Origin of the sequence: Bifidobacterium eulemuris, assembly GCF_014898155.1 — a bacterium.
Classification (GTDB): Bacteria; Actinomycetota; Actinomycetes; order Actinomycetales; family Bifidobacteriaceae; genus Bifidobacterium; species Bifidobacterium eulemuris.
The window spans coordinates 1028813-1053932 of sequence record NZ_CP062938.1 but is presented as its reverse complement, the minus strand read 5'-3'; the positions used below and the strand labels follow the sequence as shown (position 1 = coordinate 1053932).

The following is a 25120-nucleotide window of genomic DNA, read 5'->3' as shown; positions in this document are numbered from 1 at the left end:
ATGAGGCAGGGTAAGGGGGTGAATATGGGCGAGGCAATGGTGCCGACACAGATGCTGAAAGGCGTTATCGAAGGTTGCGTCCTCGCGGTGATCGCACGCGAGGAGACCTATGGGTACGCCATCTCCCAGCAGCTGTCGGACTATGGCTTCGGCGCAATAGCGGAGGGGACCATCTATCCGGTGCTGTTGAGGCTGGAACGAAACGGTTGCATCGCCTCTCAATACCGACAATCGGTGTTGGGGCCCAAACGCAAGTACTACACCCTCACCACACAGGGCGAAGCCGCGTTGAGGGAATTCCACATGCAGTTCAACACGCTTGCCGGCGCGGTGGACTCCCTATTCGCGGATGCCGTGCCGCTGAAATCCCCAACAGTCCAGGAGATCGAATCATGAGCAGGAGCAGCCGCAGACTTCGCAGGGCCAACAACGAGCTCGTACGTCAGGTCGGGCCCATCGATTGGGATGCGCTTACCAATATCACGTGGTATCTGCGATCCTCGAAATTGACGAATATGCAGCAGGAGCTTGTGCGTCGTGACATCATCACCATGGTGATCGACGGTGAGCGACGCGGGCAGACCGCCAAAAACGTATTGGGCGAGGATTATCAGGCTTTCTGCGATGAGATCATCGCCGCCGTGCCGCATGCGTCGCTCAAGCGGCGTTTCCTCGGGCATCTGGGCGTGCTGTTCGCCGTGCTGGCGTTTGAATGTGGATGCCTGCTGCTGGCGGGGCTTATTCGTGGGGGCGTCGACTCGACGTTGCCGATGCTGGTCTTTTCTCTAGGCACCATTATTCAATACGCGATATTCATCACGCTGGTGATTGTTCTGGTGCGGCAGCTCACTCGCCATGTTTTCGATATGTTCGGGCGGGGGCGTTGGTCCCGTCGCAAAATCGTCACATGGGTCGGCTATGGGGTAGGCCTGATGATCGCCAGCGGCTTTTCCCTGTTCTTTCGCGAACCGGTGATTCGCATACATGTGTTGATCGGTGTGATTATCTTCGTGGGAGTCGTCGTCATCGCGCTGGCCATCGATTTTCTGGAGGATTGATTCTTCCGGACGGTTCGGGGTTATAGGCCAAAATGTGTGTCTGAAATGGCCCGTGGGGCGTTGTGCCCGTTGGGTTCCGGGGTGTTGAAATGTGGCGGGGCGCGGTTTTGAGGCCGGCCAGAATGTGTGTCCGGAAACGCGCTTGGGGCGTTGTCCCGGTTGTCGCGCGTGGGGTTCGAAAGTGGTTTCCTGAACGGCGTGAGGATTTTCATTGTGTCCGGCGTGCGGCGGCGGGACGAAGGGGAACGGCGGAACCTCGATGGAGGGGATCCGCTGGCGGTGTGGGGATCCGGAGCGCGGCTCGTCGTCGGCCATCCTGTGCCCCGTCGCGTTCTGGGGCCGAAGGTCTGGTTCCGGGTAATCACCGTAACGCCGGAGGGCGTCGGCGTGGATGGATGGTCAGCAACTGCCGGTCCGTCCACGCTGAGGGGTGTGACACCGTGGATGGATGGTCGGTGACTGTCGATTCGTCCACACTGAGGGGCGCGTCACCGTGGATGAGTGGTCAGCAACCGCCAGTCCGTCCACGTTGAGTGGGCCTGGCGTGGGCGAACCGTCAGCAACTGTCAGTCCATCCACGTTGAGGGGTGTGCCACCATGGATGAATGGTCAGTAACTGCCAGTCCATCCACGCTGAGCGCGACTAGCGTGGACGAACCGTCAGTAACCGCTAATCCATCCACGTTGGGAGGTGTGTCATCGTGGACGAATGGTCAGTAACTGTTGAACTGTCCACGCTGAGCGCGCTTGGCGTGGATGAATGGTCAGTAACTGCCAGTCCGTCCACGTTGAGGGGAGTGTCATCGTGGATGGATGGTCGGTAACTGCCGATCCGTCCACGTTGACGGGGCTGTCGCAGTGGTTGGTCGGTGGTTGTCGATCCGGCCACTCCGGCAAAGAGCGTCCTCGGGATCGCGGGGCGTGCCGTGCTGGCGCGTTCTTCCCGCGCCGATGGGATCGTTCCTCCGCGTCAGACTGTGGCGGGCCGGAAGCAAAGGATTCCTTGTTCCTTGAACGGGCGCGTTCGGCAGGGTCTCATCCCGCCACCGCAAGGCTCCGCGGACGATTGCGGAAGCGCGTCCCGGCCGGCCCTGAAGATCGCCCTCGGCCACATTCAAAAGCTCTCAAACCCTTGCATCACACGACCTCAGAGACTATTCCAGACACACATTTGGCCGTTGACCTACGGCACCGGCATCGACTGGAACGAATTCCACACCCACACCCGATACCCCGACGCCACCGAATAACAAGAACCACTAGACACACAATTTGGCCTATAACCCCCACGGGCCACCATGCGGGGAGGAAAACAAAAAACCTCGCATTGCTGCGAGGTTTGGTGGTGGCTCCGAGCGGGATCGATCCGCTGACCTAACGATTTTCAGTCGTTCGCTCTACCAACTGAGCTACAGAGCCATGAACAGTTAAAAAAACCCGGCGAACCGGGTTCCTACTATCCAAGCGACCCCGACCGGACTTGAACCGGCGACCTCCGCCGTGACAGGGCGGCGCTCTAACCAACTGAGCTACGGGGCCTTGGTGTTTCCTCTCGTTTCCGCGAGGCAACGAGTAGATATATTACCGATAATCAGGCTTCATGCAAACCTCGGCGTGTCGTAAGGGGCACAGGTAATGAAAAAGGCTTCCGAATCACTCCGGAAGCCTTGCGAAATCAGGGATTTTGCCTATCAGGTTGTGGGCAGTGACGAGGTGTAACCGTCGAGCATGCGCTCCAGTTCCTCGTAGGACATGCCATAGTCGCCGTTTTCGAAGTAGCAATTGCCGCTGGAGTCGCAGGACATGCTGTAGTCGCCCATATGATCGACCGAGTATCCGACGAGCCATATGACGAGCGCGAACAGCACAACGGCCAGCACCGTGCCCAGCGCGCCGATGATGATGCCTGCGATGGCCATGCCTTTGCTTTTCTCATGGCTTTTGTTGATCTGCACCAGCGCGACGATCGACAGGATCAGACCGACCGGGGAGATCAGGAACGACAGGACGAATCCGGCGATGGACAGCGCGTTCCAGCGTTCGGTCGGTACAGGCTGCCCGTAGTAGTAGGCACCCTGCGGCGGGTACTGCTGGCCGGGAACGCCTTGGGGCGGATACGTGTATCCGGCGTTGTTCTGCTGGGCGTATTGGCCGTATGCGGGTGCGGCGTATTGGCCGTACTCGGGCATGGGGGTCTGGTCGCCGGTCTGGGCCGCCTGCTGGGCGTACGGCTGCGCATAAGGCTGTGTGTAGGGGTCGGATTGCGCGGCGGGCTGTTCGTAGCCGTAGGCGGACTGCGTGGGCTGCTGCGCGGCCGTGGAATCCGTTGCGGAGCCGGCCGGCGTTGCGGCGGGGGAGAAGGAATCGGTTTGGGGATTATTCGACGGCTGCGGCGTCGGTGAGGTGTTGGTATCGCTCATGCACTCCAAGTATAGACTGCGGCGTCATCGTTCGCCGGTTTCGTGGACGGTTGATGACAGGAGGCGCGCTGGGCGATAGGAGTGTTCCAATCGGGGCCGGGGATGCGTGCCGGTGGTGCTCGAACGATTCCCGCTGTCTGTTCGCCTGATGGTATCGGTGAAACTTCGGTTGCGGTGGGATGCGGATCGTATGCGCCCGCATGAATGGTGAGGCCCCGGTCGCGCGAGGGACGACGTATGTTTTCGGCCGGTTGGTCGTCGGCTGGCCCGCATAAATAGTGAAACCCGGTAGCGGAGGTTCCGTGCTACCGGGTTGGGGCGTATTTCGATGGGAGAAGTCTCCGTCGAATGCGGACCGTGGTGTATGGACCGTGGTCCGTGGGGCCGCTAGTCGGCCTGCTTCCAGCTCTCGACGTCGATGTGATGCTCCGGATTGGCCTGCCAGGCCTCCCACGCGGACTTCACGATGTCCTCCACGTTGTACTTGGCGTGCCAGCCCATCTCCTCGTTGATGCGCTTGGGGGAGCCGATCAGGTGCGGCGGGTCGCCGGCGCGGCGGGGCATGACCGCCTCGGTGAACGGCAGTCCGGTGACCTTCTTGACCTCGTCGACGATCTGGCGCACGGAGGTGCCTTCGCCGGTGCCCACGTTGAAGGCGTCGTACTTGCGTTCGTCGCGGTCGAGGTACTTCAGGGCGGCGATATGCGCGTCGGCCAGATCGGAGACGTGGATGTAGTCGCGCACGCAGGTGCCGTCCGGGGTGGGGTAGTCGTCGCCGAAGATGGCGGGCGCCTTGCCGCGCTGCAGACGGTCGAACAGCATGGGGATGAGGTTCAGGATCGCCGGATCCTCGAGTTCGACCGGTCCGCAGCCGGCCACGTTGAAGTAGCGCAGGCCGCAGAAGCGGATGCCGTAGGGCTCCTCACAGGCGCGGGCCATCCACTCGCCGAACAGTTTGGTCTGGCCGTAGGGGTTGATCGGCAGCATCGGCACCACGTCCTCGGGCACCACGTCGACCGGCGGCACGCCGTAGGTGGCGGCGGAGGAAGAGAACACGAGCTTCTTCGCGCCGGACTCCTTCATGCCGATGAGCACGTTGAGCATGCCGTTGATGTTCTGCTGGTAGTACCACAGCGGCTTTTCGACGGATTCGCCCACCTGCTTGCGGGCGGCGAAGTGGATGACGGAGTCCACGTCCTCCGCCTTCATGATTTCGGCGAGGCGGTTGCCCGCGTCGGGGGAGGCGATATCCATGCCGTAGAGGCGCGCGCCTTCGATGCGGGTGGGTTTGCCGTAGCTCAGATCGTCGACCACGACGACCTTCTCGCCGGCCTGATGGAGCGCGTGGACGACGTGGGCGCCGATATATCCGCATCCGCCTGTGACGAGTACTGTCATGTGCTGGCCTTTCGTTTCGTCGGTGTGCAAAAGCGAGTGGGGTTGGAATGTAATTGCTGTTCACTTTTGCTCTAGTTTGTTATCTTTTGGAACAATTTCAGTGTATCACATGAACATAATCGAACACGCGGTGGCGTGCTGGGACGCGGCGAAAAAGTGCCGGCGGATGGCATGGTCCTGCCAATCGGTAGGGCATGGTGGATAATGGGACGGCATCTGCGGAACGAAAACGCCTACGGAAGTGAGTTGTGATGACCGAGCGAGCGACAGGCTCCCCAGAAACCAACGAGAACGACGCCCTCGCGGCGGGTGGGAGCCCGTCGGGGCATCCGCTGCACAAGGTGCTGTCGTTCGTGCGTCGATCCGGCCGGTTGGACGCGCGTCTGCAACGTGCGTGGGACGCGTTCGCCGAGCGGTATATGCTGGACGTCAACGCCGGCGAAGGATCGCTGGATGTGCGCCCCGGATTCGTGTTCGACCAGGCGTACGTGCGGGAGATCTGGGGCAACGGCAATCCGTTGGTGGTGGAGATCGGCAGCGGGCAGGGTGAGAACGTGGTTGCCGCCGCGGCAGCTCATCCCGAAACGAACTTCCTCGCGTTGGAGGTGTACGACCCCGGCGTGGCCCACACGCTGCTTTTGGCCGGCAAGCAGGAGCTGTCCAATATCCGCGTGGCCCAGGTCAACGCGCCCGAACTGTTCAAGGTCATGGCCGATGGCGTGGCCGCCGAGGTGTGGACCTTCTTCCCCGACCCGTGGCCCAAGAAGAAGCACCACAAGCGCCGCATCGTGCAGGAGGGGCTGGCCGGCGAGATCCGCCGCGCGCTGGCCGATGGGGGAGCGTGGCGCATCGCCACCGACATCGAGGACTACGCGCTGCACGTGCACGAGGTGATGGACGGGCTCGAGGGCTGGCGCAACGAAGGCGGCCTGACCGCGAGCCTACCCACCGGCCACGTCGGCAAGGGCAACGCCGAACTCGCCGCCGAGATGCCGCACGCCGACTTCGAGGAATCCGAGCGCTTCGACGGCCGTGTGCTCACCAACTTCGAAAAGAAGGGCCTGGCCGCCGGCCGAATCATCCACGACTTCACCTATCGCAAGGTGTGAGCCCGACACGCCGTGTTTGCGCACGCGGGAGCCGCTGTGTAATATAGCACGAGTTGTCTGCCCCCATCGTCTAACGGTTAGGACACCAGACTTTCAATCTGACAACGAGAGTTCGACTCTCTCTGGGGGTACCAAGGGCGCAAGCCCGTCAAAGTCCGAAATCTCAAGGGTTTCGGACTTTTTCATTTCCACCGCCGGCCCGTTTTGGTACCCGTTTGGTACTCGCCGATTTTCTCCTGCCCATGCATCCCGTGACAGTGGAAGTACGAAACACCAGGAAAGTCAACCATCCCGCCCGATCAACACCCCACGCGTTAAAACCCCCGCGACACGCGTTGCGCGACAACACCCCACACCGGATTTAAGACCCACATTTTGTCACTTAACCTGCAAGGCTCGGAAAGGCCGGGTCCCAAACCTTATGTCCGCGATGTGGGCGTCGTCTAGGATTCGTCGGTCTCGTCGATTACAACGCTTTAACCATAGGGGATGTGGTGCCGACGACATTAGGCCGATTTTAAGAGGTGAATGGTTAAAGCGTTGTAAGTGACGGTATGTCAACTACAACGATTTAACCACTGGGCCCCTCAAACCGTTGAAACGCCGTCGATGCCACACCCCCTATGGTTAAAGCGTTGTAAACCGGTCCGAGGACGTTTCGAACGAAAAGGCGGCGCACGACACGTTCAGCGTGTTTTCAGTGAACGCTCACAGGCGGGATTACACTGATGAATCAGTGAATTGTTCAGAGGATGAACAATTCGCCACCAACAGAACGCACCAGCTTCAAAGGAGAGCAAGTATGGTCTATCGTATGATTTTCAACCAGTCGGCGTATTTCGGTCGCGGCGCGATCCAGGAGATTCCGGGTGTGGCCAAGTCGCACGGCTTCACGAAGGCGTTCATCGTGACCGATCCGGTGCTGGTCGAGACCGGCACCGTGGGGAAGGTCACCGACGTGCTCGACGCGGCGGGCATGCCCTACGAGATCTTCGACAACGTGAAGCCGAACCCGCCGGTCGAGTGCATCAAGGACGGCGTGGAGAAGTTCGCCGCCTCGGGCGCGGATTTCCTGATCGGTCTGGGCGGCGGCAGTCCGCAGGACACGTGCAAGGGCATCGGGATCGTGGCCGCGAACCCCGAGTTCTCCGACGTGCTCTCCCTGGAGGGCGTGGCCGACACCAAGCATCCTTCCGTGCCGATCTTCGGCGTGCCCACCACCGCCGGCACCGCCTCCGAGACCACCATCAACTACGTGGTCACCGACACCGCCAACAGGCGCAAGTTCGTGGCGGTCGACCCGCACGACATCCCCCTGGTCGCGTTCGTGGACCCCGACCTGACCGACTCGATGCCGCGCGGCCTGAAGGTCGCCACCGGCCTGGACGCCCTCACCCACGCGATCGAGGGCTACGTCACCCCGGGCGCGTGGAGCCTGTCCGACTGCCTGAGCATGCAGACCATCCGCATGATCGCGGCCAATCTCGCCAAGAGCGCGGACGGCGACGTGCCCGCCGGCGAGCAGATGGCCTACGCCAGCTACATCACCGGCATGGCCTACTCCAACGTGGGGCTCGGGCTCGTGCACGGCATGGCCCACCCGCTCGGCGGACGTTTGAACGTGGCCCACGGCGTGGCCAACGGCATCCTGCTCGCCCCGGTCATGGACTACAACAAGGACTATACCGGCGAGAAGTACCGCGACATCGCCGACGCGTTCGGCGTCGCCGGCGCGTACGACATGCCCCTCGACCAGGCCCGCCAGGCCGCGGTCGACGCGGTGCGCGACCTGACCGTCAAACTCGGCAACCCGACCACCATCAGCGAGGTCGGCGCCACCCAGGACGACCTGGCCGGCCTGGCCCACGACGCGTTCAACGACGTGTGCACCCCCGGCAACCCCCGCCCCGCCACCGAAGCGGACATCCTCGCCATCTACACCAGCCTCATGTAACCGAAGAGATCCCTCGACTACGCGCCACGCGCTCCGCTCGGGATGACGAAGAAAGGGGGCGGCCCACGCCTCCCCGTCTCGTCATCCCGAGCGGGGTGCGTCTCCTTTATTTCGTCATCCCGAGCGCAGTCGAGGGATCCCTCGACTCCGGCCCGAAGGCCTCCGCTCGGGATGACGAAGAAGGAAAGCCGCGGCGGACGAACATCCGCCGCGGCTTTCGCATATTCGGCGCGCCGAGGAGTTTGAAGAAAAGGGCAACATCCCGCGATTTATAAGCGTTTATTTACATACGCCGGTTACGATGGTGCGCTGTACAGATAGGAAACTGTAAAGCCATGGAACTGTAAAACCAGAAAACCATAGAAACGAATGACCGGTGAGGATTCGTTCGTCGGGCGGCCGTCGGTCGCCGTCTGATGAATCCAAGCGAAGGATAGGCGGGGCGGATAATATGCCGAAGATGTTTGGAACCGATGGCGTGCGCGGACTGGCGAATCGCGATCTGACGGCGCAGCTGGCGCTGGATCTGGGCGACGCGGCGGTGCGCGTGCTGGGTGATTCGGGCACGAAGGACGACCAGCCCGAAGGCCGCCGTCGCGCTCTGGTCGGCCGCGACACCCGCGTCTCCGGCGACTTTCTGGCCGCCGCCCTGTCCGCCGGCATGAGCGCCGGCGGTTTCGACGTGATCGACGCGGGCATCATCCCCACGCCCGGCGTGGCGTATCTGACCTCCGTGCTGAACGTAGAGATGGGCGCGGTGATCTCCGCATCCCACAACGCCATGCCGGACAACGGCATCAAGTTCTTCGCGCGCGGCGGTTTCAAACTGCCCGACAGCAAGGAGGAGCAGATCGAGGCGGTGCTCGGCCAGGACTGGGAACGCCCGACCGGTGCCGGCGTGGGCCGTGTGAGCCATGACACCGTAACCGCCACCAACCTGTACATCGACCATCTGGTCTCCACCATCGCCCCGGTGCAACCCGATAAAAGCCAGCCGACGCCGCTGAAAGGGCTGAAAATCGTCGCCGACTGCGCGAACGGCGCCACCTCGGTGGTCGCTCCCGAAGCGTTGCGCCGCGCGGGCGCGGAAGTGGTGGTGATCAACGCCTCGCCGGACGGCTACAACATCAACAAGAACGCCGGATCGACGCATCCCGAGCAGCTGCAGGCCATGGTCAAGGCCTCGGACGCGATGATGGGCGTGGCCTTCGACGGCGACGCCGACCGTTGCCTCGCGGTGGACGAGGACGGCAATATGGTCAATGGCGACCAGATCATGGGCATCCTCGCCCGCTCCAAGAAGAACGAGGGCACGCTCGCGCACGACACGCTGGTCATCACCGTGATGAGCAACCTCGGTCTCAAACTCGCGCTCAACGACATGGGCATCAAGACGGTGGAGACCGGCGTGGGCGATCGTTACGTGCTGGAAGAGATGCTGCGCGGCGGCTACACGCTCGGCGGCGAACAGTCCGGCCATGTGATCAACCGCGAGTTCGCCACCACCGGTGACGGCACGCTGACCGCGCTGATGCTGTGCAACGAGGTGATGAGGTCGGGCAAGAGCCTCAAAGCCCTCGCCGCCGACTTCCCCCAGCTGCCGCAGACGCTGGTGAACGTGCCGAACGTCGACAAGGCCGCCGCGGACACGAACGCCTCCGTGCAGGCCGCGGTCGCGCGCGAGGAGGAGTTGTTGGGCGGCACCGGACGCGTGCTGCTGCGCCCCTCCGGCACCGAGCCGCTGGTGCGCGTGATGGCCGAGGCCGCCACGCAGGAGATGGCCGACGAGGTGTGCGCCCGCCTGGCGCAGGTGGTCGCCGACGAACTCGCGCTGTAAGCGTGTCGGTCGTGCGTGTGCTAGACAATAATGTTTGCCCTGTACGTATAAGGACATAAAGGAATCCCACATGTTTGGTAGGAACAGCAAAGTCGACCTCGCTCTCAACCGCGATGTGGAACAGCTCATCAGAGCCGGCGGCAAGGATCAGATCCTGCCCATCGTGCAAGCCGGCGAGCCTGTGCTGCGCCAAGCCACCGTGCCGTATACGGGCCAGTTGAGCAAACGCACGTTGGCCAAGCTGATCGAAACGATGCGCGTCACCATGCTGGAGGCGCCCGGTGTGGGGTTGGCCGCCACGCAGATCGGTCTGGGACTGTCACTCGCCGTGATCGAGGACCACGTGCGCGAGGAGGATGAGGGCGATCCGCGCGAAACCGCCGAATTCCCCTTCCGCGTGCTTATCAATCCGTCGTATACGCCGATCGGCACGGAGACCCGCAGCTTCTATGAGGGCTGCCTGAGCTTCGACGGGTATCAGGCCGTACGCAGGCGCTGGCTCGATATCACCGCGGAATGGGACGACGAGGAGGGCCAGCACCATACGGAGCACCTGCACGGCTGGCCGGCGCGCATCTTCCAGCACGAAACCGACCATCTCAGCGGCGAACTCTACATCGACAAGGCCGAGATTCGATCCCTGACCACTTACGAGAACCTCGAAGACTATTGGTGCCACGATCCCGTCCCCACCGAGGCGGCCGCGGAACTCGGCTTCGAACTGTAGACCGCGTTAACCCGTAGCGTCGTCGACTTCGCACGTGCATGGATGGTGTGCGAAATCGACGACGTTTTCTTATCGGGAAACGTCATGTCCTTCGCACACCGTCCGTGCAAGTGCGAAAGGCACGACGTTTCCGCGATGCGCTCCTGCGTCCGGACCGGTGGGTTACGATATCGTGCATGATGCAGACAGCGGATGGGCGGCGGAACCAGGCGGTATCGGAATGGCTGGAACAGGCCAAGGCGGATATCGACCAGTGGGCGTTGGTCTGCCCCAAGGACGCCGACGGACGGCCGGTCGACTGGCAGTGGGTGCGCTCGCTTGATCTGGTGGGCGGCATCGGTGTGGGATTGGACGCCGTGGACAACCCTCAGCAGAACGCCCACGCCCTGCTGAAACGCGATTACGCGGTGCGTGACCGTGTGGAGGCGATTCTCGCGCAGACGAGCACCTCGTTCATGACCGACTTCGATCGGCTGGTCGCCTCGTACCGTCTGCCGCGCGCGCTCGCCTACGCGAACCGCCGCCTGAACGATGAGATCGATCTGCTGCTCGACCGCGGTGTGGCCGACGGATTGTGGCAGGTGCGTTACGAGCGGCAGGGGCGCGCCACCGTACCGGTGCTGAAAGCGCCTGCCGAACGGCCGTCCAATGCGGCTGATGCCGGGGAATCCTCCGATGGGGAAGACTCCGTCGGCTTGGAGGAGATTCAGGACCGCACCGCCCAGATCCTCAACGCGCGCGCCGAGCGCCGCAAAGCGCAGCGGATCCAACGCGAGTCCGGCGCGGCAGGCATGACTCGGGCCAACCTGTCCGGCGCGGCATCGCCGGGCGGCGCGTTCGCATCCCCGCCTGTGCCCGGGAACGCAGCCTCGCCCGCCGCCAAGTCCAGCGACTGGCGCGACGTCTACCTGCCCGGCCGTGACGTGGACACGGTGATGGGCGTCGACATCGAAACCACCGGCACCGATCCGGCGCGCGCGTACATCATCGACGTCGGTTTCGAATTCATGAACATGGCCTCGCCGCGCCCGGCCGACGCTACGACGGCCCATATCTACGAGCAGCCGTACTACGATGCCGGCGACGCCTACGGGCAGGCGCGGCTGAGCTTCGGCGTGACGAAGGCCAACGCGCGGCACGGCAATGCGCTGATCCGAGACCTGACCGGCATCGACGTGCGTGAACGCGGCACGGGGGAGTACCGGCTGTTCGACGAATGGCCCGAAGCACAGACCGGCCTGCTCGCCCGCCTGACCCAACAGCCGTACGTGGCGCACAACGCCACCTTCGAGCACAACTTCTTCATGCTCAACGTGGCCGGATACGCGGAGGCCTACCGCGCCGGACGCGTCACCATCATCGACACGCTGCCGATGAGCCGGCAATGGGATCCCGGATCCACGCCCGACGAGAATCATCCATACGGCGACAACACGCTCGAAGCCTACGCCAAACGCCAAGGATCGCTCGATCCGGCGCGAGCCGAGCGGCATTTGGGATTGGAGGACGCGCATATTATGCTCGTGGCGATGAAGCGCCACCTCGCCGACCTCAAGCGCGAGGGCAAAGGCCCATGGGGCGCGGGCGGCAGGCCCGGTGTCGGCGGTAAAGCCTGCGGCCGCCGCCGCTGGTAGCGCTGGGACGGGGTGTGGTTACACTGGTGCCCGTGAGTGAATACCAGAGCCAGCGAGAGCAGCGCGACCGGCGCCGCCGCACCGTCGTGCGCGCGGTGTGCATCGTCATAGCCGCGGCCATGCTGGTGTCTTTGGTGATTCCGGCGATTTACGCGAGCCTTTGACGTCTCGCGCGTCCTTCGCATATCCTGCGGGACCTCTCCACCGGAAACCAAGCGGCGGGTTCGCGGCCGCGCCGGCCAAGGAGCATGGAGCGTTCCCATCGGAGCGATATGTGTGGAATCTGAGGTGGACGACGTAATCCCAACTTTTCATAAGTGATATAGGTAAGGTAAGAACGATGGCAGAATTTGATTTTTCCCAGGCGGTCGCCGACGCGCGCGCCAAGTACGAATCCATCGCCAAGGCGTTGGACTTGGACCGGCTGACGGCCGAGATCAAGGATCTCGAGGCGCAGGCCGCAGCCCCCGGACTGTGGGACAACCCCGAGAACGCGCAGAAGGTGACCAGCAAGCTCTCCGCCGCCGAATCGCAGCTTAAGCGGCTCAATTCGGCCGTGCAGCGTATCGACGATGTGGAGACGCTCGTCGAACTCGGACGTGAGGAGTCCGACGCCGACACGCTCGCCGAAGCGCAGGAGGAGATCGGCCGCATCCAGGCGGATCTCGACTCCATGGAGATCCAGACGCTGCTCGACGGCGAATACGACGAGCGTTCCGCGGTGGTGACCATCCGCTCCGGCGCCGGTGGTGTGGACGCCGCCGACTTCGCGCAGATGCTGCTGCGCATGTACCTGCGCTGGTGCGAGCGCAACGGCTTCAAAGCCAAGGTGATGGACACCTCGTACGCCGAGGAGGCCGGCATCAAGTCCGCCACCTTCCAGGTGGACGCGCCCTACGCCTACGGCCGCCTGAGCGTGGAGGGCGGCACCCACCGCCTGGTGCGCATCTCGCCCTTCGACAACCAGGGCCGCCGCCAGACCAGCTTCGCCGCCGTCGAAGTGGTACCGCTCGTCGAGGCGACCGACCATATCGAGATCCCCGACACCGAGATCCGCGTGGACACCTACTGCGCCTCCGGTCCCGGCGGCCAGGGCGTGAACACGACCTACTCGGCCGTGCGCATCACCCACCTTCCCACCGGCATCGTCGTGACCATGCAGGACGAGCGCTCGCAGATCCAGAACCGCGCCGCCGCCATGGCCGTGCTGCAGTCGCGACTGCTGGTGCTGCGCCATGAGGAGGAGGCGAAGAAGAAGAAGGAGCTCGCCGGCGATATCAAGGCCAGCTGGGGCGACCAGATGCGTTCCTATGTGCTGCACCCCTACCAGATGGTCAAGGATCTGCGCACCGGCCACGAAACCAGTCAGACCCAGGCCGTGTTCGACGGCGATATCGACGCGTTCATCGAGGCTGGCATCCGCTGGCGTCACGAACAGCGCCGCGCCGCCGAGGACTAAACCCAAGGCATGCCCGCGGCTCCCGAAGGAGCGCACGGAAGGAGAACCATGGCACTCATCTCGCTGAATCAGGTGAGCAAGATCTATCCCAAGGGCACCCGCCCCGCGCTCGATACCATCGACTTGGATATCGAACGCGGGGACTTCGTGTTCCTGGTCGGTGCCTCAGGCTCCGGCAAAACCACGCTGTTGAGCCTGCTGTTGCGCGAGGAGGAGGCCACCGACGGCGAGATCCGCGTGGCGGGCAACGACCTGCGCCGCATCTCCGACCGTCAGGTGCCGCAGTACCGCCGTTCCATCGGCTTCGTGTTCCAGGACTACAAGCTGCTCAACAACAAAACCGTGTGGCAGAACGTGGCGTTCGCGCTGGAGGTGCTCGGCACCCGACGTTCCGCCGTCAAATCGCTGGTGCCGAAGGTGCTGGCCACGGTGGGACTGACCGGCAAGGAGAGCAGCTATCCGCACGAGCTGTCCGGCGGAGAGCAGCAGCGCGTGGCCATCGCCCGCGCGTATGTGAACCATCCGCAGATCCTGCTGGCCGACGAGCCCACCGGCAACCTCGACCCGACCACCTCGTTGGGCATTATGGAGGTGCTGGACGCGATCAACCGCACCGGCACCACCATTGTGATGGCCACGCATAACGAGGAGATCGTCAATTCGATGCGCAAACGCGTGGTGGAGCTGCATGGCGGCAAGATCGTGCGCGACGAGGCCCATGGCTCATACGATTCCGCGCTGTTCTTCCCCGATTCCCAAGTGGAGGCCAACGCCGTCAAGGTGATGGAATCCGAACGAGCCGCGGCGGTCGAAACCGCACCTGCGGCCGCCGTCATCGAAGGCGATGCGGCGATGGTCGCGCAGCCGGGCCACGAGCGCGACGAGGGCATCGCCCGTCTGGCCAACTCCATGCATTCCGGCCGTACAGGACGTTACGGCGAGGCGTTCGCGCCGCTGGAGGACACCCTGACCTGGGGCAAGGGACTGAAGCTCGACGAATACCAGAACACGCAGGAGGGCGGTTCCGGATTCCCGTCGGCGGCTGAAACTCCTGCGGTTGAAACTCCTGCGGTCGAACCGGCGTCGGTCGAACCGCCCGCGGATGAAGCGCTTGCGTCCGAAACACCTGCGGCCGACGGGATCGGCCTGTCGGTGCCCGACGTGGCCGTGCCTGAAATAGCCGTGCCTGAGATGGCCATGTCTGAGATGTCCGTGTCCGAACCGCCCGCGCCGGCCGCACCCGCCGCGGCGCCTCTTCCTCCCGCGCCGCCGGCCCCGCCGATGCCGCCGTCCGCCGCCACCCGTAGCGCACAGAACGAGGAGCAGCAGTCATGAGAATGCGTTTTATCCTGTCGGAGACCTGGACCAGCCTGAAGCGCAATGTTCCGATGATCCTGTCGGTGATGCTGGTCACCTTCATCTCCTTTGTGTTCATCGGCGCGGCCGTGCTCACGCAGGCGCAGATCGTCAAAGCGAAGGGCGACTGGTACGACAAGGTCGAGGTCGTGGTCTGGCTGTGCCCGGACGGCACCAGCCAGTCGGCGAACTGCGCGTCGGGAGTCTCTCCGACGGCCTCCGAGATCAACGAACTGCAGCAGACCATCCGCGACGAGCTTTCGGACGTGGTCGAGGACATCACCTATGTGAGCAAGCAGGAATTCTACGACGACACCTTCACCCAGCAGTACCCGAACGGCGAATACCAGGGACGCACGCTCACCGCGGACGATATGCAGGATTCGCTGTGGCTCAAACTCAGCGACCCCGAGAAATACCAGATCGTCTCCGAGGTGCTGTCCAGCCGGGACGGCGTTGAGGAGGTGACCGACCAGCGACAGATCTTCGAACCGGTGTTCGCCGTGCTCAACCGCGCCACCGCCGTCACCATCGGTTTGGCCGCAGTGATGGTGCTGGTCGCCATCATGCTCACCGGCACGACGATCCGCATGTCCGCCGCCTCGCGCCGGACCGAAACGGAGATCATGCGCCTGGTCGGCGCCTCGAACTGGACGATCCGCATGCCTTTCGTGTTGGAGGGCGTGCTGGCCTCGCTGGTGGGATCCGTACTCTCCTGCCTGATGCTGTCGGTGATCGTGCGCGTGTTCGTCGAGGGATGGCTGGCGGAATCCATCAGCTGGATTCCCTACGTGAACCAGATGACCGTGCTGATGATCTCGCCGTTCCTGATCCTCGGCGCGATCCTGCTGTCGATCATCGCTTCGACGGTCTCGCTACGCCGCTATCTCAAGACCTGATCCAGGCTCCCAGAAAAGCATGATATGGTGATGCCCGTCGTCGAGGAAAGGAAAACCGTGCCGATGAACAGCTGGTCCCGCGTGACTCGTTCGGCCGCCGCCGTCATAGCCACCGCCGGTTTATGCATGGCCGGACTGTTGATGTCTCCGGCGCCTGAAGCGCAGGCCGACACCTACAGCGATCTGGTCAACGCGCAGAACCAGCATGCCTCCAGCGCCCAGCGCGAGGCCGAACTGCGCGAACAGCTCGCCGGCGTGAACGAGGAACTCGCGGAGAAGATCATCCAACTGGACAATCTGACCAACACGCAGATCCCCGCCGCGCAGGAGAAGGTCACCCAGGCGAACGAGGACGCCGCCTCCGCCCAATCCGAGGCCGATGCCGCCGCCGAGCGTCTCGCCGCCGCCCAGAAGGATAAGGAAGAGCTCGAGGCGCAGATCGAGCAGACCGGCGAGGACTACGATGACGCGCATGCGGCCGTGGCCCAGCTGGCCCGCGAGGACATGCACGGATCCGACGCCTCGGATCTGATGAGCGTGGTCACCGGCTCCACCAGCACCGAGGAGTTCATCAACTCGATGCAGTCGCGCGACGCGCTCTCGCGCAATGAGGCGAACGCCGCCTCATCCGCAGCGGAGACGTTGAATACGTCGATGAACCGCAGCGAACGCCTTGCCGCCATCGAAAAGCAGATCAGCGAACTGAAGACCAAGGCCGACGAGAAGGCCGCGACCGCGCAGACTGCCGCCACCACGGCCCAGCAGGAGCGCGACGAACTGGACGCGCTGCGCCAGCAGGGCGAGGAACAGCGCGCCGAACTGGAAAGCATGCAGGACCAGCTGGACAGCGAAGCGGCCCAGCAGGCCGCGCAAACCGTGCTGCTGCAGTCGCAGATCGACTCCTACAACCGCCAGTGGCAGCAGGAGCAGGCTGCGGCGTCCGGCACGGTCAATGGCGGCACCCAAGGCACCACCAGCGGTGGCAATACCAGTGGCAGCACTGGCGGCAGCACCGGCGGCAATGCGACAAGCGGCACAGGAAGCAGCAGCTCCGGCAGCTCCAGCGGCAGCGCCAGCAGCGGCTCCGCCGGCACCAGCAGCAGTGGCCAGGGCACCAGCAATGGCGATTACGGCAACGCCTACTATGCCGGCCAGTGCACATACTGGGCGTACGAACGCCGCCGCCAGATGGGCATCGGCACGCCCTCCTATTTGGGCAACGGCGGCGAATGGTATAGAACCGCGCCGAGCTACGGCCTGCGAGTGGACCACAATCCCCAAGTAGGCGCCGCGCTCTCCTTCTTGCCCGGACAGGACGGCGCCGACGGCGTTTTTGGCCATGTGGCCGTGGTGGAGGCCGTGTACAGCGACGGCACTTTCCTGATCTCCGAAATGAACTGGGGCGGCCCCTGGATCATGCACTACCGCACTCTGACCAACAACGGCCAGTACTGGTTCGTGCACTGACCCGAAGCCTGGCTCTTGCGAACCGTTCGCTCAACGCGCTGCCCGATATCCGGGCGGCGCGTTTTGTGATAGTGTCGTTCGATGCCAGTGGGAGCGGCATGGGCGAAAGGAGGACCCGATGGCGAAGGAACAAGGCGTGAAGCCGATTGCGCAGAACAAGAAGGCGCGGCACGACTACGCCATCGAGGACCGTTACGAGGCCGGTCTGGTGCTCACCGGCACCGAAGTCAAATCGTTGCGTGAGGGACGCGCCTCGTTGGCCGAGGCGTTCATCACCATCGACCGCCGCGGGGAGATCTGGATGGAAGGCGCCAACATCCCCGAATACTTCAACGGCACGTGGAACAACCACGCGCCCAAGCGCAAGCGCAAGCTGCTGCTGCACGCCCAGCAGATCGCCAAACTCGCGCGCCAATCCGAGGCCAAAGGTTACACGATCGTGCCGTTGAGCCTGTACTTCAAAGACGGTCGCGCCAAGGTCGAGATCGCACTGGCGCGAGGCAAGCGCGAATTCGACAAGCGCCAGGCCCTGCGCGAGGAGCAGGACAAGCGCGAGGCCCTGCGCGCCATGCGCTACGCCAACAAGCGCTCGCGCTGAACTTGTGAATGGGGATCCTTCGACTCCGGCTCCGCCTCCGCTCAGGATGACGGGGGAGTGTTGCGCTTCGCTCAGGATGCCGGGTGGGGTGCAAGTCGGCATAGGATGAATTAACGGATTCGTAGCACGGAGCCCGTATCGTGCTGTCCGTATGCCCAATGGTCCGACTGGGCGAGAATGAGAGAGAATGATGCGAACCATGAAGAACCTGAAATCGCTGGCGGCGTTGGTCGCCGGCACCGCCATGCTGCTGTCCGTCGTCGCATGCGGCACCACCGATGAGTCGGCTGCCGACGCCGATGGGTCGTCCGCCACAATCGAAAGCTTCGACGTGTCGTCCATCGAGAAGGACGACGATATCGCCGCCCTGCTGCCCGAATCGGTGACCTCCGACGGCAAGCTCACCTTCGGTATGGAGACCTCGTACGCGCCGGCTGAATTCCTGGCCGAGGACGGCAGGACTCCGGTCGGCTACGATGTGGACCTGAGCCGCGCCTTGGGCATGGTGCTCGGCATGGAGGTGGAGGATGTCATCTCCACCTTCGACACGATCATCCCTTCGGTCGGCTCCAAAGTGGACGTCGGCATGAGCTCCTTCACCATCACCCCCGAGCGCATGGAAGCCGTGGATTTCGTGAGCTACTACAAAGCCGGATCGACCTGGGTCGTTCCCGCCGGCAATCCCAAGGACTTCGACTCCGCCAATCTGTGCGGGCTGAAAATCGCCGTGCAGACCGGCACCACGCAGGAGGAGGAAATCAACGCGGCCAACGAACAGTGCCCGGCCGACTCCAAAATCGAGATCCTCTCCTCCAAACAACAGACCGATGTGACCACGAACGTCGTCACCGGCAAGGCGGTCGCCTTCTATGCCGATTCCCCGATCGCCGGCTATGCGATCTCGCAGACCGACGGCCAGCTCGAGGCGCTGGGCGAAGACGTCGGCGTCATCAAGCAGGGCATCGCCATCGCCAAAGGCGATACCGCCACCGCCGAAGCTATGCAGAAAGCCATGCAGAAACTGATGGACGACGGCGTGTACGCCCAGATTCTCGACCACTGGGGCGTGAGCTCCGGCGCCATCGACAAAGCCGAGATCAATCCCACGGATATCGAGCAGTAAGTAATTCAATATCCGTTCGCAATCGCGGCGATCTACCCGTGTGAGACACGCAAAGGAGAGCTATGACAAAGCCGCAATCCGACGGTGAGGAGCTGAACATCCCCAACCGCATCCAAGCGTTGCCCGTGCGTCGTCCCGGTCCGCTGGTGGCGGGGGGTGATCGTGGCGCTGCTCGCCGCGATGCTCATCCATGGACTGATCACCAATCCGCGGCTCGACTGGCCGACGGTGTGGAAGTACCTGTTCAACGAGAACGTGCTCACAGGCATCGGATACACGCTTTGGCTCACTGTGCTCTCCATGGTGGCGGCCGTGGTGCTTTCGGTGATCCTCGCCGTCATGCGCAAATCGCTCAATCCGGTGCTGCGCGGAGTAAGTTGGTTCTTCATCTGGTTCTTCCGCGGCACCCCGGTCTACACGCAGCTGGTCTTCTGGGGACTGTTCTCCGTGCTCGTGCCCAAACTCAGCCTTGGCATCCCCTTCACCTCGGTTGAATTCTGGAGTATCGACTCCTCGGTGGTGGTCACCGCGTTCAACGCCGCCTGGATCGGACTGGCGCTCAACGAAGCTGCCTATCTTTCCGAAATCGTGCGAGCCGGTATCGATGCCATCGACCCCGGCCAAACCGAGGCCGCGAAAGCGTTGGGCATGAACCGCACTTTGATCATGCGGCGCGTGGTGCTGCCGCAGGCCATGCGCATCATCATCCCGCCCACCGGCAACGAGACGATCGGCATGCTCAAAACCACCTCGCTGGTGCTGGCCGTGCCGTTCACGCTGGAATTGCAATTCGCCACCAACGCCATAGCCAACCGCATCTACAAGCCGATTCCGCTGCTCATCGTGGCCTGCATCTGGTATCTGCTCATCACCTCGATTCTGATGATCATCCAGGCCCAGCTCGAAAAGCACTTCGGCAAGGGCTTCAACGCACGGGCCATGGGTGCCAAAGGCAAGCGCACGCCGCTGCCCGGCAAAACGGACGGCGAGCCGAAGGATGACGTCAGCAAGATCAACCAGGCCACCATGGTCGGATTGAACGCGTAAGGAGACCATGATGAGCGCAACAACACCCGCCATCGTCGCCAAGCAGGTGCATAAGGCCTTCGGCTCGACCCACGTGCTCAAAGGCGTGGACCTGACCGTGATGCCCGGCACCGTCACCGTGATCCTCGGACCGTCGGGTTCTGGCAAATCCACCTTCCTGCGCCTGATCAACCAGTTGGAAACACTCACCGGCGGCACCATTGAGGTGGAAGGCGAACTGATCGGCTACGCGTGGGTCGAACGCGGCGGCCGGCGTGTGCTGCAGACGCTGGACGACAAGCAGGTCGCCGCCCAACGCGCCAAACTCGGCATGGTGTTCCAGAAATTCAATCTCTTCCCGCATATGACCGCGTTGGAGAACGTGATGGAAGCGCCGGTGCATGTGCGGCATATGAACAAATCCGAGGCCCGCGCCCTCGCGCTCGCCGAACTCGAACGGGTCGGACTGGCCGACCGCGCCGACTACTATCCGATGGAGCTCTCCGGCGGGCAGCAGCAGCGTGTGGCCATTGCGCGTGCGCTGGCCATGAAGCCCGACATCATGCTGTTCGACGAACCTACCTCGGCGCTGGATCCCGAACTGGTGGGCGAGGTGCTGGCCGTGATGCAGTCGCTCGCCAAAGACGGTATGACGATGGTGTGCGTGACGCACGAGATCGGTTTCGCCCGCGAGGTCGCCGACCAGGTCGTGTTCATGGCCGACGGCGTGGTGGTGGAGCAGGGCGGTCCCGAAATCATCGACGCGCCCCGCGAACCCCGTTTCAAGGACTTCCTTCAGCACGTTCTGTGACGCGTAAGGGATGTGCGCAGAAGCGGGTCGGTAACGGAGCGTGACATCACCATCGGTTAGGCTGAAGAGCTATGTGTGGAATCGTTGGATATGCAGGAAATCTGGAAACCGCGTGCGACAAGCCGCTTGAGGTGTGCCTCCAGGGACTGGCCCGATTGGAATACCGCGGATACGACTCGGCCGGCGTGGCGCTGACCGCCCCCGGCATGGACCATGTCGAAGTGCGCAAGAAGGCCGGACGGCTGGCCAATCTCACCGAAGACATCGAACGCCGCCCGATGCCGCAGGCCACCGTGGCGATCGGCCACACGCGTTGGGCCACCAACGGCGTGCCCTCCGACGTGAACGCGCATCCGCACACCAGCCGCGACGGCAAAGTCGCGATCATCCACAACGGCATCATCGAAAACGCCTCGCAACTGCGACTCGATCTGCAGGCCGAAGGCTACCGCTTCGCCTCCAAAACCGACACCGAAGTGGCCGCCAAACTGCTCGGCAAAATCGTGGATGCGATCATCGCCGAAGAAGGCAAGCCCGACCTGTTCAAGGCGGTGCGCCGCATGGCCCGCATGCTCGAAGGCGCGTTCACCATTCTGGCGACCGACTGCCGTCAGCCCGGCATCGTCGTGGGCGCTCGCCACGATTCGCCGCTGGTGGTGGGCCTGGGCGAAGGCGAGAACTTCCTCGGCTCCGATGTGGCCGCGTTCGTCGCCTACACCAAACACGCGCTCGAAGTGGGACAGGACCAGTGCGTGTGCGTGTCTGCCGAGAACGTGGTGGTGAACGACTTCTACGGCAACGTGATCGAGAATCCCGCCACCTACACCGTGGATTGGGACGCCTCGGCCGCCGAGAAGGGCGGTTGGGACTCGTTCATGGACAAGGAGATCCATGAGGATCCGGCCGCCGTGCAGCGCACGCTGTTGGGACGCTTCGACGAGCGCGGCGACATCACCCTCGACGAGGTGCGCATCGACGACCACGACTTCAAATCCATCGACAAGATCATCGTCATCGCCTGCGGCACCGCCGCCTACGCCGGGCAGGTGGCCAAATACGCCATCGAGCATTGGGTGCGCGTGCCCGTGGAGGTGGAGCTCGCCCACGAATTCCGCTACCGCGATCCGATCCTGACCCCGCGCACGCTGGTGGTGGCGATCTCGCAGTCCGGCGAGACGATGGATACGCTGATGGCCCTGCGCCACGCCCGCGAACAAGGCTCCAAAGTGCTGGCCATCTGCAATACGCAGGGCGCTTCGATCCCGCGCGAATCCGACGCGGTGCTCTACACGCACGCCGGTCCCGAAGTGGCCGTCGCCTCCACGAAGGCCTTCGTCGCGCAGGTCACCGCCTCCTATCTGCTGGGACTGTATCTCGCGCAGGTCAAAGGCGCGATGTTCCGCGACGAGATCCGTCAGATCCTCGACGCGCTCAAGGACATGCCCGCCAAAATCCAGTGGATCCTCGACACGCAGATGACCGCCGTGCACGAGGCCGCCGCCGATATGGTCGACGCGCATTCCTTCCTGTTCCTCGGCCGCCATGTAGGCTATCCCGTGGCGATGGAGGGCGCGCTCAAACTCAAGGAGATCGCCTACACCTTCACCGAAGGATTCGCCGCCGGAGAGCTCAAGCACGGGCCGATCGCCCTGGTGGACGAAGGCGAGCCCGTGGTGTTCATCGTGCCGCCCTCGCACGGCCGCGACGTGCTGCATGCCAAAGTGCTGTCCGGCATCGAAGAGGTCAAGGCCCGCGGCGCCTACATCATCGCCGTGGCGGAGCGTGGCGACAAGGATGTGGAGCGCTATGCGGACGTGGTGTTCTGGCGTCCCGAATGCCCGACTCTCCTGAGCCCCTTGGTGGATGTGGTGCCGTTGCAGATCTTCGCCATGGATATGGCCAAGCTCAAGGGCTACGACGTGGACAAGCCGCGCAACCTCGCCAAGTCCGTCACAGTCGAGTAATCCGTGGATTGCCGCTGTTTGCAGTGTTCGTCCGTATAGTGTCTGACAGTGCGGTGTCCGCAGACGTCCGGCATATTCCATTCGCGGGATCGCTCCAGGCCGCTTGGGCCAAGCCTTACACCCGTGAACGGAATATGCCGGACGTCTGCTCGTTAGGTGAAGAGTCTTACGGAGATTGGCGGCGTTAGGCGCTTGGTGCCCGCTCGTTTCGCTGAGACGAATGGGTGATGTGATGGTTGGGAAACGACATCGGTATGTGGTTGAGGAGCCTCGGATTCCGTTTGAATGCGAGGTGTTGTACGAGGATGAGCGGATCATCGTCGTGGACAAGCCGCATTTTCTGGCGACGACTCCGCGCGGCATGTGGTATCGCGAGACGGCGCTGATTCGGTTGCGCGAGCGGTATGACGAGCCGGATATCGTTCCGGCGCATCGGTTGGACCGGCTCACGGCCGGCGTGGTGGTGTTTGTGCGCGATCCCGCGGCGCGCGGCGCGTATCAGATGCTGTTCCAGAACCGGCAGGCGGTCAAAACCTATGAATGTCTGGCGGCATGCCGTCCGGTGGCGACGCCGCGCTTCGGCACGGTGACGCGGCTTGAGCCGCCCCGGCCGTTCCCGCTGCTGCGCCGCTCGCATATCACCAAGGATCGCGGCATCCTGCAGGCATATGAGGAGCCGGGCGTCGTGAACGCGGAGACCCTGATCGAACGCGACGGCATGGCGTTCGTGCGTCGTTCAGACGCGTCGGGGGAGTGCGACGGAGACGGCCGTTCCGATAGAGGCGTCGGTTCCGGTGTCGCTGGCATGGTTGGCGGCGTTGGCATAAGACGCTGTATGCCGGCGGAAAATCACGCACCGGTCTGCCGGTATGTGCTGCATCCTCGCACAGGCAAAACGCATCAGCTGCGCGTGCATATGAACTCGCTGGGACTGCCGATTCTCGGCGATGACTTCTACCCACGTATCATCGAGCGCGCCTACGATGACTTCAGCCAGCCGCTGGAACTGGTGGCCCGCCGCTTGGAATTCACCGACCCCATCACCGGCGAGCCGCGTGACTTCGTCTCGCGCGTCCCGCTAGCGGCGTGTTCTTCGTCATCCTGAGCGGAGGCCGGTGGCCGGAGTCGAAGGATCTGGTGAGGTGACGTTGGAGATCCTTCGACTCCACTTCGTTCCGCTCCGGATGACGGTAGGGTGGCGTTCCACTCGGGACGGTGGACTAGGCGCTGATGTCGCGTACGGATCCGCGTTCGACGAGTTCGGGCGGAATCACCGTTTTGACGCCGACGGGCACCTTCTCGCCTTCGCATTGGCGGCGGATCATGGCGAAAGCCTCACTGCCGATACGGTCGAAGCGCATGCGCATGGTGGTGAGATTGAGGCGGGGCACCATGCCGACCAGCGAATCGTCGACGCCGATCACACTCACATCCTCCGGCACGCGTTTGCCGGCGGCCTCCAATCCGCAGATCACCCCGTAGGCCATCTGATCGTTGGCGGCGTAGACCGCCGTGCATTCGGGATCATGGGCCAGGGCGAGGCCGGCCTGGTATCCGCTGTCGGCCTCCCAATCGCCCACATACATCGACGGCACACGCGCTCCGACCTGTTCGAGCGCGTCACTCCAGCCTTTGAGGCGGCTTTCGGCCGCGCGTGAGGATGAGGGGCCGCAGATGTGGTAGACCGTGCGGTGGCCTTTGCTCAGCAGGAAATCGACGATCGCGGTGGAGCAGCCATACTGGTCGGCATCGATGGTTGGGCAGTTGTCGGACGGGCCCTCGGTGACCAGCACGACCGGCAGTTCCTTGGGAGGTGTGAAGGTGGTGAAATCGATGATCATCTCCTCCAGCACCACGATCACGCCATCCACCGGCTGCTGCTTCATGCGTTCGATGGCTGTTTTGAGCGTGCGCTCCGGTCCGTGCTTCATGGTCTGCACGGTGACCGAATAGTCGTTGTCGTCGGCGGTGGTGGCGATGCCGTTGAGAATACGAGCGTTGCCATAGGAGGTCAGGTCAAACAGTACGACTCCGATGTCGTTGAAACGCCCATGTTTGAGTGCGCGGGCGGCATAGTTGGGGCGGTACCCCAGTTTCTTCATGGCCATCTGCACGCGTTGTCGGGTCTGGGGGCGCACCGCGTCGCTGCCGTTGGCCACGCGGGACACGGTCTGCGCGGAGACTCCGGCCTCTTTGGCGACATCCTGCAGTGAGGCCTGTGATGTACGTTCCATAGTGTCTGCTCCACGAATCAGCGTTGGTGTTTTCGTTACCATTGTA

Annotated in this window: 20 protein-coding genes, 3 tRNA genes and 1 pseudogene; 19 read left to right on the top strand and 5 right to left on the bottom strand. The window is 63.2% G+C overall.

Features of this window, described 5'->3' with window-relative positions; all coding sequences use genetic code 11:
* Positions 1-24: 24 nt before the first annotated feature.
* Both BE0216_RS04795 and BE0216_RS04790 read left to right on the top strand, forming a co-directional pair.
* Positions 25-396 carry a PadR family transcriptional regulator gene (locus BE0216_RS04795; protein ID WP_211279918.1) on the top strand — a complete coding sequence of 124 codons (372 nt, stop codon included), beginning with the start codon at positions 25-27 and terminating at the stop codon, positions 394-396.
* A gap of 119 nt (positions 397-515) precedes the next feature.
* Entirely contained in the window at positions 516-1058 is a 543-nt protein-coding gene (locus tag BE0216_RS04790; RefSeq protein ID WP_143249287.1) for a hypothetical protein, read from the top strand.
* A gap of 1343 nt (positions 1059-2401) precedes the next feature.
* Here the strand turns inward: BE0216_RS04790 and BE0216_RS04785 are convergent.
* The 4 genes from BE0216_RS04785 to galE form a co-directional block, all read right to left on the bottom strand.
* Positions 2402-2477: transfer RNA gene (locus BE0216_RS04785), tRNA-Phe, on the bottom strand.
* 46 nt (positions 2478-2523) lie between these two features.
* A tRNA-Asp gene (locus tag BE0216_RS04780) sits at positions 2524-2597 on the bottom strand.
* A gap of 152 nt (positions 2598-2749) precedes the next feature.
* Complete coding sequence (locus BE0216_RS04775) at positions 2750-3478, bottom strand: DUF4190 domain-containing protein (protein WP_226805703.1); 729 nt, start codon at positions 3476-3478, stop codon at positions 2750-2752.
* A 387-nt stretch (positions 3479-3865) separates the two neighbouring features.
* A complete protein-coding gene (gene galE, locus BE0216_RS04770; protein ID WP_094636697.1) occupies positions 3866-4876 on the bottom strand; it encodes a UDP-glucose 4-epimerase GalE in 1011 nt (336 codons plus the stop codon).
* 251 nt (positions 4877-5127) lie between these two features.
* Here galE and trmB point away from each other — a divergent pair, with 251 nt between their 5' ends.
* The 17 genes and pseudogenes from trmB to BE0216_RS04690 all read left to right on the top strand — a co-directional run bounded on the left by trmB (position 5128) and on the right by BE0216_RS04690 (position 23945).
* Complete coding sequence (trmB, locus tag BE0216_RS04765; protein WP_094636698.1) at positions 5128-5985, top strand: tRNA (guanosine(46)-N7)-methyltransferase TrmB; 858 nt, start codon at positions 5128-5130, stop codon at positions 5983-5985.
* A 59-nt stretch (positions 5986-6044) separates the two neighbouring features.
* Positions 6045-6119, top strand: a tRNA-Glu gene (locus BE0216_RS04760).
* 668 nt (positions 6120-6787) lie between these two features.
* The gene (gene fucO, locus BE0216_RS04755) at positions 6788-7939 is read left to right on the top strand and encodes a lactaldehyde reductase (RefSeq protein WP_094636699.1); all 1152 of its coding nucleotides are present in this window, start codon (positions 6788-6790) and stop codon (positions 7937-7939) included.
* A 451-nt stretch (positions 7940-8390) separates the two neighbouring features.
* Positions 8391-9776, top strand: coding sequence for a phosphoglucosamine mutase (glmM, locus tag BE0216_RS04750; RefSeq protein WP_094636700.1), 1386 nt, complete (start codon positions 8391-8393; stop codon positions 9774-9776).
* Between the two features lie 70 nt (positions 9777-9846).
* Positions 9847-10503 carry a peptide deformylase gene (locus BE0216_RS04745; protein WP_094636701.1) on the top strand — a complete coding sequence of 219 codons (657 nt, stop codon included), beginning with the start codon at positions 9847-9849 and terminating at the stop codon, positions 10501-10503.
* Positions 10504-10679: 176 nt separating this feature from the next.
* Positions 10680-12137, top strand: a complete 1458-nt coding sequence (locus BE0216_RS04740; protein WP_226805702.1) for a 3'-5' exonuclease family protein — start codon at positions 10680-10682, stop codon at positions 12135-12137.
* 32 nt (positions 12138-12169) lie between these two features.
* On the top strand, positions 12170-12301 hold the full coding sequence (locus BE0216_RS12080; protein WP_264299045.1) for a hypothetical protein: 132 nt from the start codon (positions 12170-12172) through the stop codon (positions 12299-12301).
* A 176-nt stretch (positions 12302-12477) separates the two neighbouring features.
* Positions 12478-13596: a peptide chain release factor 2 gene (gene prfB, locus BE0216_RS04735; RefSeq protein WP_094636702.1), complete on the top strand. Its 1119-nt coding sequence runs from the start codon at positions 12478-12480 to the stop codon at positions 13594-13596.
* A gap of 48 nt (positions 13597-13644) precedes the next feature.
* On the top strand, positions 13645-14931 hold the full coding sequence (gene ftsE, locus BE0216_RS04730; RefSeq protein ID WP_094636703.1) for a cell division ATP-binding protein FtsE: 1287 nt from the start codon (positions 13645-13647) through the stop codon (positions 14929-14931).
* Positions 14928-15851 carry a permease-like cell division protein FtsX gene (gene ftsX / locus BE0216_RS04725; protein WP_094636704.1) on the top strand — a complete coding sequence of 308 codons (924 nt, stop codon included), beginning with the start codon at positions 14928-14930 and terminating at the stop codon, positions 15849-15851. The genes ftsE and ftsX overlap by 4 nt, the downstream gene beginning before the upstream one ends.
* A 63-nt stretch (positions 15852-15914) precedes the next feature.
* Positions 15915-17318, top strand: a complete 1404-nt coding sequence (locus tag BE0216_RS04720) for a CHAP domain-containing protein (RefSeq protein ID WP_143249307.1) — start codon at positions 15915-15917, stop codon at positions 17316-17318.
* A gap of 118 nt (positions 17319-17436) precedes the next feature.
* Entirely contained in the window at positions 17437-17916 is a 480-nt protein-coding gene (gene smpB, locus BE0216_RS04715; protein WP_072725048.1) for an SsrA-binding protein SmpB, read from the top strand.
* A 190-nt stretch (positions 17917-18106) separates the two neighbouring features.
* Positions 18107-19039, top strand: coding sequence for an ABC transporter substrate-binding protein (locus BE0216_RS04710; protein WP_094636927.1), 933 nt, complete (start codon positions 18107-18109; stop codon positions 19037-19039).
* Positions 19040-19101: 62 nt separating this feature from the next.
* Positions 19102-20086: pseudogene (locus tag BE0216_RS04705) on the top strand (amino acid ABC transporter permease).
* A gap of 7 nt (positions 20087-20093) precedes the next feature.
* A complete protein-coding gene (locus BE0216_RS04700) occupies positions 20094-20876 on the top strand; it encodes an amino acid ABC transporter ATP-binding protein (protein ID WP_094636705.1) in 783 nt (260 codons plus the stop codon).
* A 71-nt stretch (positions 20877-20947) separates the two neighbouring features.
* A complete protein-coding gene (gene glmS, locus BE0216_RS04695) occupies positions 20948-22840 on the top strand; it encodes a glutamine--fructose-6-phosphate transaminase (isomerizing) (protein WP_094636706.1) in 1893 nt (630 codons plus the stop codon).
* A gap of 232 nt (positions 22841-23072) precedes the next feature.
* Entirely contained in the window at positions 23073-23945 is an 873-nt protein-coding gene (locus BE0216_RS04690) for a pseudouridine synthase (RefSeq protein WP_193042832.1), read from the top strand.
* A gap of 115 nt (positions 23946-24060) precedes the next feature.
* Here the strand turns inward: BE0216_RS04690 and BE0216_RS04685 are convergent, their stop codons facing one another.
* A complete protein-coding gene (locus BE0216_RS04685; protein ID WP_094636708.1) occupies positions 24061-25074 on the bottom strand; it encodes a LacI family DNA-binding transcriptional regulator in 1014 nt (337 codons plus the stop codon).
* Positions 25075-25120 lie beyond the last annotated feature (46 nt).